The sequence below is a fragment of the Pantoea sp. FN0305 genome (assembly GCF_050113845.1).
Lineage (GTDB): Bacteria > Pseudomonadota > Gammaproteobacteria > Enterobacterales > Enterobacteriaceae > Mixta > Mixta alhagi.
Map to the genome: position 1 here is coordinate 40,723 of NZ_JBNJSN010000013.1, position 6,413 is coordinate 47,135.

Annotated in this window: 10 protein-coding genes and 1 pseudogene; 2 read left to right on the forward strand and 9 right to left on the reverse strand. The window is 53.7% G+C overall.

Annotated features, from left to right (window positions below):
• Window positions 1–55: 55 nt before the first annotated feature.
• Genes yigB through lptM form a run of 5 tightly spaced genes read right to left on the reverse strand, consistent with a single transcriptional unit; the run spans window position 56 to window position 3,453 of the window.
• Complete coding sequence (yigB, locus tag ACQE3Y_RS19455) at window positions 56–772, reverse strand: 5-amino-6-(5-phospho-D-ribitylamino)uracil phosphatase YigB (protein ID WP_426975097.1); 717 nt, start codon at window positions 770–772, stop codon at window positions 56–58.
• The gene (gene xerC, locus ACQE3Y_RS19460) at window positions 772–1,680 is read right to left on the reverse strand and encodes a tyrosine recombinase XerC (RefSeq protein ID WP_426982319.1); all 909 of its coding nucleotides are present in this window, start codon (window positions 1,678–1,680) and stop codon (window positions 772–774) included. The genes yigB and xerC overlap by 1 nt, the downstream gene beginning before the upstream one ends.
• On the reverse strand, window positions 1,677–2,378 hold the full coding sequence (locus ACQE3Y_RS19465) for a DUF484 domain-containing protein (RefSeq protein ID WP_426975095.1): 702 nt from the start codon (window positions 2,376–2,378) through the stop codon (window positions 1,677–1,679). Before ACQE3Y_RS19465 ends, xerC begins: the two co-directional genes overlap by 4 nt.
• Window positions 2,375–3,199 (reverse strand): diaminopimelate epimerase, encoded by an 825-nt coding sequence (dapF, locus tag ACQE3Y_RS19470; RefSeq protein ID WP_250652782.1) that lies wholly within the window; start codon window positions 3,197–3,199, stop codon window positions 2,375–2,377. The genes ACQE3Y_RS19465 and dapF overlap by 4 nt, the downstream gene beginning before the upstream one ends.
• 29 nt (window positions 3,200–3,228) lie before the next feature.
• Entirely contained in the window at window positions 3,229–3,453 is a 225-nt protein-coding gene (lptM, locus tag ACQE3Y_RS19475) for an LPS translocon maturation chaperone LptM (protein WP_250651134.1), read from the reverse strand.
• Between the two features lie 168 nt (window positions 3,454–3,621).
• Between lptM and cyaY (ACQE3Y_RS19480) the strand changes: the two genes are divergently transcribed.
• Window positions 3,622–3,942 carry an iron donor protein CyaY gene (cyaY, locus tag ACQE3Y_RS19480; RefSeq protein ID WP_426982320.1) on the forward strand — a complete coding sequence of 107 codons (321 nt, stop codon included), beginning with the start codon at window positions 3,622–3,624 and terminating at the stop codon, window positions 3,940–3,942.
• Window positions 3,943–3,994: 52 nt separating this feature from the next.
• Here cyaY (ACQE3Y_RS19480) and ACQE3Y_RS19485 read toward each other — a convergent pair whose 3' ends face one another.
• Both ACQE3Y_RS19485 and ACQE3Y_RS19490 read right to left on the reverse strand, forming a co-directional pair.
• Window positions 3,995–4,423: a hypothetical protein gene (locus ACQE3Y_RS19485; protein WP_426982321.1), complete on the reverse strand. Its 429-nt coding sequence runs from the start codon at window positions 4,421–4,423 to the stop codon at window positions 3,995–3,997.
• Complete coding sequence (locus ACQE3Y_RS19490) at window positions 4,420–5,112, reverse strand: hypothetical protein (RefSeq protein WP_426982322.1); 693 nt, start codon at window positions 5,110–5,112, stop codon at window positions 4,420–4,422. The genes ACQE3Y_RS19485 and ACQE3Y_RS19490 overlap by 4 nt, the downstream gene beginning before the upstream one ends.
• A 147-nt stretch (window positions 5,113–5,259) precedes the next feature.
• Here ACQE3Y_RS19490 and cyaY (ACQE3Y_RS19495) point away from each other — a divergent pair, with 147 nt between their 5' ends.
• Window positions 5,260–5,541 carry an iron donor protein CyaY gene (cyaY, locus tag ACQE3Y_RS19495; protein ID WP_426982324.1) on the forward strand — a complete coding sequence of 94 codons (282 nt, stop codon included), beginning with the start codon at window positions 5,260–5,262 and terminating at the stop codon, window positions 5,539–5,541.
• Window positions 5,542–5,601: 60 nt separating this feature from the next.
• Here the strand turns inward: cyaY (ACQE3Y_RS19495) and ACQE3Y_RS19500 are convergent, their stop codons facing one another.
• On the reverse strand, window positions 5,602–5,985 hold the full coding sequence (locus ACQE3Y_RS19500) for a hypothetical protein (RefSeq protein WP_426982323.1): 384 nt from the start codon (window positions 5,983–5,985) through the stop codon (window positions 5,602–5,604).
• A 41-nt stretch (window positions 5,986–6,026) separates the two neighbouring features.
• Window positions 6,027–6,413 (reverse strand): annotated as a pseudogene (locus tag ACQE3Y_RS19505) (hypothetical protein); the annotation flags it as partial.

Consider the following 6,413-nt stretch of genomic DNA (forward strand, 5'->3'; position numbering starts at 1 on the left):
CACCGTCAGTCAGGAGAATCGCTCCAGCAAAGTCACTGGATATTTGTACAGAAGATTATATCAGCGCCGTCAGCGATGCCAACTGCGTAATTTCTACATGCGGCAATAGTCGCGCATCGTCAATCTGCATCAGGTTGCCCTCACGCAGATTGATCCAGCAGGCCTGCATACCGTAGCGCACCGCGCCAGCCACATCGGTAGTGAGATCGTCACCCACGTGCAGGATATTTTCCGGCGCGAGTTTTAATCGCTGCGCCGCCAGATGATACATATCCTGATACGGTTTCGCGCGCCCGTGCGGGCCGGCACGCAGCACAAACTGAAAATAGCGGTCAAGCCCGAACAGATGGGGTTCGGCGTTGCCGTTGGTTATCGCCACCAGCGGAACCCGCTCCGCCAGCGCCGCCAGCGCCACGTGCGTTTCCGGTGGGACATCAACCTGGCTACGCCAGTGGGCGAACACTTCCATGACCTTATCCGCACCTTCCTGCGCCTCGGCAGGCGTCAGGCCGATATTCAGCATCGCCAGTTCCACGGTGCGCCGCCGCCATTCCGTGACGTCATGACAGATATCAGGTTCCTGCGCCAGCAGTTGATTGCGCAGCTGCTGATAGGCTTCCACCGAAAAATCATGCAGATCGGGATGCCATGACTGCAAAAAGCGGTGCGATTCCCGCGTGGTTTTCAGGATCACCGGATGGTTGTCATACAGCGTGTCATCCAGATCGAAGGTAATCGCTTTGATCGGCTGCAGCCGACGGTAAAAATGCATCAGGATTTTCCTCGTTTGGCGCGTGGATGCGCTTCATCATACACTGACGCCAGGTGCTGAAAGTCGAGATGGGTGTAGATTTGCGTTGTCGAGAGGCTGGCATGACCCAGTAGCTCCTGTACCGCGCGTAAATCACCGCTGGATTCCAGCATATGCGTGGCAAAAGAGTGGCGCAGCTTGTGAGGATGAACGTGGCTGCTGACGCCTTGCTTAACGCCCCATTCGGCGAAGCGTTTCTGCACGTTGCGCACCGAAATACGCTTGCCTTCTTTTGAGATGAACAGCGCATCGCCGTTGGGCGCGAAGCCTGCACGCAGCGTTAGCCACTTTTCAATCCATTCAACCGCTGTGCGCCCAATAGGCAAACGGCGCTCTTTGCTGCCTTTGCCGGTAACCCAGACTTCACCCGCTTCCAGATCGAGATGGCGCAGATCGATGCCAACCAGCTCGGAAAGACGCAGCCCTGCGCCATACATCACTTCCATCATGGCGCGGTCGCGCACCGCCAGCGGATCGTTTTGGTCAATGCTCAATAGCTGATTAACTTCATCGACATCAATATTCTTCGGCAGATGTCGCGGCGCGCGCGGCGTGGCAATACCTTTGGCCGGATTGGCCTTCAGCACGCCCTGGCTGACCAGCCAGTCTAAAAAACTGCGCAGAGCGGAAAGCCGCAGCGCCAGGCTCGCCGGCTGTAAACCGGCACGATGCCCTTTTGCCGCCAGCGACCGCACATGCATCGGTTCCAGTTGCGTCCAGTCAGTGATGTTCATTTCACTGACCTGTTCCGTCAGCACCGTAAGCTGGCGCGCATAGTTTTCATGCGTTAACGGGCTGAGCTGGCGCTCTACCTGAACATAGCGCAAGAAACCGTCCACGGCGGCCTGCAGCGGCACGATCGTATTCATGTGCGCGCTATCCAGCGGTTCAACAGTTCCGGCAGCATCAGCGCCAGATAATGCAGCAGCAGAGTGCCCTGTCCGGGCTGATAATGATGCATATCGCGACTGCTGAAGATCAATACGCCCAGGTCGCCACGCTCGCCAAACAGCGACATCGCCACTGAACCCACCGAGCGCGCCTGCGGCAACAACAGCAACAGCTCCGGCCCGTTCAGGCTGCCCAGATAGTGCTGCTCTTTACCCAGCAGCTGAATACGCACGGGTTCAAACGCCTGACGCGATAGCGCCAGTTGCGTAAAGCTCGACGGCGCGCCCAACTGCCAGCGGTCGCTGAATAGCCGTACATCCGCCCCGGCCAGGCCTAAATCACGCGCCCAGCGTTGCAGGCGGTTTAGCATATCCTGTAACGAAGGCGCGGAGGCCAGGTGGCTTTGCAGGCTAAGCAGGCGATCAAATAACTGGTGATTCGCAGATGCCTGCTCCATCAGCTGAGTAATCTCTTCTTCCAGCTGTTGAATATGGTTACGCTGCCGCGCCATATGCCATTCCACCAGCGATACGGTGCCGCGCACCGGATGCGGCACCGCCATTTGTTCTACCTGGCGCGCATTGCGAATAAAAAAGTCCGGATTTTGCCGCAGGTAGTCACCTACCGCTTCGTCGTTTAGCATCAGCTCTGAGGCTGTCTCTTCGACATTTTTCATAAATGAATAAACCCATCGTAAACATGCGTGGCCGGTCCGGTCATGTAGAGCGGATTCCCCGGCCCTTTCCAGGCGATGTGCAGCGTGCCGCCGGGCAGATCGACACGCACTTTTTCCGCCAGTAATCCCTGCTGTATGCCGCTGGCAACTGCTGCACAGGCTCCGCTGCCGCAGGCCTGCGTCTCTCCCGCGCCGCGCTCGTAAACGCGCAGACGGATATGTTCCGGGCTAACCACTTCCATAAAGCCGACATTTACCCGCTCCGGGAAACGCTCATGGCTTTCCAGTATCGGTCCCAACGTCTCCACCGCCGCCGTTTTGACGCTGGCAACCTGGATAACGCAATGCGGATTGCCCATAGAAACCACGCCAAACATCAGCGTCTGCTCAGCGACGCGCAGCAGGTACAGGTTTTCCGCTTTGTTGGCGCGAAACGGTACCTGCTGCGGCTCAAAATTAGGTTCGCCCATATTTACGCGCACCAGCTCGTCACTGGTGACGCTCAGCACCATACGTCCCGTTTGGGTACTGACCCGGATATCGCTTTTATTCGTCAGCCCTTTCAGACGGACAAAACGGGCAAAACAGCGCGCGCCGTTGCCACACTGCGCCACTTCGCTGCCGTCGGCGTTAAAAATCCGGTAGTGAAAATCAAGATCGGGATCGTACGGCGGCTCAACGATCAGCAACTGATCGAAGCCCACGCCCAGATGACGATCCGCAAGGCGGCGGATCAGCTCCGGCGAGAAATAGACATTTTGCGTGACGGCATCAACGACCATAAAGTCATTACCAAGACCGTGCATTTTCGAGAACTGCATTTTCTGCTCCGCCGGCTGGGCCATCATGATTACTGCGTCGCTTGCATATCCGCATCCGGGCTGGTCAGGTTAGTGTCCTGTTGGCCATCCGGCTGGGTCGCCGTTGAAGAAGAAGTGGACTGTCCGGCCGATGGCTGTGGTGAACTCTGTTTCGGCTTATCCTGCGGCGGAAAATAGAGCGGCCCTTTCAGTCCGCAGCCAGCCAGGCTGGTTAACGCCAGCGCCATTGCCAGCCGACAAATGGTTTTCTTCATGGTATTCCTGCTTATGATTGATGCATATTCATGGTTGCTTATCATCGCAGCTGACTTTGGAAAAGCAACAGGAAAAGGTGACGTGATGTGCTGCATCTCTCTCTTATCAGACGATGTTGCAACGGCTCCCGGCGCGCTATACTCGACCAAAACTTAAAGGAAGCAATGATGCAAGACAGTGAATTTCACCAGTTAGCTGACGATCTGATGTTAACGCTGGAAGAGCAGCTCGACGCCTGGGAGGGCGACAGCGATATCGATTATGAACTCCATGCCGGAATTATGACGCTTACGTTTGAGAACGGCAGCAAAATTATTATCAATCGTCAGGAGCCGCTGCACCAGGTGTGGCTGGCGACCAAAGGTGGCGGTTACCATTTCGATTATCAAAGCGGTAGCTGGATTTGCAACCGCAGCGGCGCTGAATTCTGGCAACTGCTGTCGGAAGCCTGTAGCGCGCAGGCGGGCGAGCCGGTTACTTTGCGCTAACTGCCTGAATTTTTAACGGTTCAAACGACAAAGCCCCAGCGGGGGCTTTGTTCTATAGAGAATATTTGGTCAGAAAGATGATACTGCTCTCTGTATCGCGCCATATATAAATGTTGGGGGCAGTACGGCCATCCTTTTCCCAGCGTTGACCAATCTCATCGTCAGAGACATGCTGATACCCCAAAGCCGTCAGATACTTTTCTAATGCCGCCGTTTCCGTTGTGCCATTAAAGACAATACCGCTAATTTCAGGAGAAGGGCCATCCATCCGGCGAAAGCGAAAGTAATAATCATCAGTTATACGCGGCGCATTTTTGATATCTTCATCGACGAAAAGGTGATAAAGCCTCCGCTCGCTCTGTTTGAAGCCGGGATTCCGCTCTGCCTTATTTATCAGGCTGGTATTGATGTAAAAAAAGTCGACAACGTTAATTACCAGTACCACCAGCAGTAGCATCAGCGCCCACTTAAGCCATTTCATTTTTTCTTAACGTCCCATCCAACGGTGACCTGCGCTCCGGCGTCGATACGACGAACGATATCAGAATCAAACCGGGTAAACGGCCTAATCGACATCATAAAATTCGGCAGCCTGCCTTTATAAGGAATATGAGGAATACGTGTATCAGCGGGATCCGGGAACAGCAGCGGGTTAAATCCTTTGTTTTTAAAACTGCCCAGCGCGCCATAGTAGTCCCAGCGCCTGAGCGCCGCCTCTTTGCTGACTATTTTCAGCCAGGGCCAGTAATTTTGTGGCTGCACAACTTTATAAAAGCCCAACAGAGCTGAAACCAAATCCTCAGCGCTGAAGCCGCTGTCGGTGTACCAGCTAAAAAACGGCATCGACTGCCAGTTCTCGAACGCAATCGCCGTGTCCATCATCATCGCCAGCGTAATGCTGTGCCTTTCAGTAAGCGTTCGCCCTCGTTTGATATTCCAGCGTGAACAGCGGCCGGTGCTAAATGGCTGGTACGTCATTGTTTGCTGATACTCAACCAGATAGTAAGGCTGCCCGCTGGCCTCGCCCCTTTCCATTTGCCCAAGGCAATCCGTTATATCACCCCCACGCGCATGCCCTAAATCTATCCAGCCTAAAATTTCTGAATAAACCAGCCCAGTATCTTTTATCCCTGATGCCTGGGGATCAATAATATCCTTACGTTTGCTCATAGCTATCCCTGCATGGTTAACAACAAGGTTTTGGCGAAAAAACAGCCTGTACTATGAGCAAATTAAGGGAGAAGCGCAGCCGCGCACTTAAGACCTGTCTCGAAAATGGGGAAGATAGAGCGGATTTCCCGGCCCTTTCCAGACGATATGCAGCGTGACACCGGGCAGCTTGACGCTTACGAGGGCGACAGCGATATCGATTATGAAACCCATGCCGGAATTATGACGCTCACTTTTGAGAACGGCAGCAAAATTATTATCAATCGTCAGGAGCCGCTGCACCAGGTGTGGCTGGCGACCAAAGGTGGCGGTTACCATTTCGATTATCAAAGCGGCAGCTGGATTTGCAACCGCAGCGGCGCTGAATTCTGGCAACTGCTGTCGGAAGCCTGTAGCGCGCAGGCGGGCGAAAAGATCACGTTGAGTTAAGCGCTTGCCGGGTTTGAGCCTGGGACGGTTTAAGAGGCAAAGCCCCAGCGGGGCTTTGGTTTATAAACTATATTTCGTCAACCGGATGATCTGCTGCTCTTTATTTTGCCATATATAAAATTCAGTTTTCCGCCGGCCCTCTCTTTCCCAGTGTCCGCCCCACTCATCGTCAGGGACATACCGATATCCTAAAGCCGTCAGGTAGTTTTCTAACTCAGCGGTATCCGTTGCGCCATTAAAGATAATAGCGCTCATTTCTGGCGAAGGACCGTCCATCATCCCATAGCGAAAGTAATAATCATCTGAAATACGCGGCGCATTTTTGAGCTCGTTATCAACGTAAGAGTAATAAAGCCACCAGTCGCTCTGTTTAAAACCAGGGCTCTTTTCTGCCACGCCCATCATTTTACAGTCGGCTAAAACCAGGGCGATAACCATTACCACCGTTAACCCCAGCGTGCGCGTTAGCCATTTCATATTTTTTATTAACGTTCCCATCCCACAGTAACCTGCGCCCCGGCATCAATACGACGAACGATATCAGAATCAAACCGGGTAAACGGCCTAATCGACATCATAAAATTCGGCAGCCTGCCTTTATAAGGAATATGAGGAATACGTGTATCAGCGGGATCCGGGAACAGCAGCGGGTTAAATCCTTTGTTTTTAAAACTGCCCAGCGCGCCATAGTAGTCCCAGCGCCTGAGCGCCGCCTCTTTGCTGACTATTTTCAGCCAGGGCCAGTAATTTTGTGGCTGCACAACTTTATAAAAGCCCAACAGAGCTGAAACCAAATCCTCAGCGCTGAAGCCGCTGTCGGTGTACCAGCTAAAAAACGGCATCGACTGCCAGTTCTCGAACGCAATCGCCGT

Bases quoted from the DNA above. Each gene is read 5' to 3' on its own strand.
- yigB (WP_426975097.1), bottom strand. From the start codon at position 772: ATGCATTTTTACCGTCGGCTGCAGCCGATCAAAGCGATTACCTTCGAT.
- xerC (WP_426982319.1), bottom strand. From the start codon at position 1,680: ATGAATACGATCGTGCCGCTGCAGGCCGCCGTGGACGGTTTCTTGCGC.
- ACQE3Y_RS19465 (WP_426975095.1), bottom strand. From the start codon at position 2,378: ATGAAAAATGTCGAAGAGACAGCCTCAGAGCTGATGCTAAACGACGAA.
- dapF (WP_250652782.1), bottom strand. From the start codon at position 3,199: ATGCAGTTCTCGAAAATGCACGGTCTTGGTAATGACTTTATGGTCGTT.
- lptM (WP_250651134.1), bottom strand. From the start codon at position 3,453: ATGAAGAAAACCATTTGTCGGCTGGCAATGGCGCTGGCGTTAACCAGC.
- cyaY (WP_426982320.1), top strand. From the start codon at position 3,622: ATGCAAGACAGTGAATTTCACCAGTTAGCTGACGATCTGATGTTAACG.
- ACQE3Y_RS19485 (WP_426982321.1), bottom strand. From the start codon at position 4,423: ATGAAATGGCTTAAGTGGGCGCTGATGCTACTGCTGGTGGTACTGGTA.
- ACQE3Y_RS19490 (WP_426982322.1), bottom strand. From the start codon at position 5,112: ATGAGCAAACGTAAGGATATTATTGATCCCCAGGCATCAGGGATAAAA.
- cyaY (WP_426982324.1), top strand. From the start codon at position 5,260: ATGCAGCGTGACACCGGGCAGCTTGACGCTTACGAGGGCGACAGCGAT.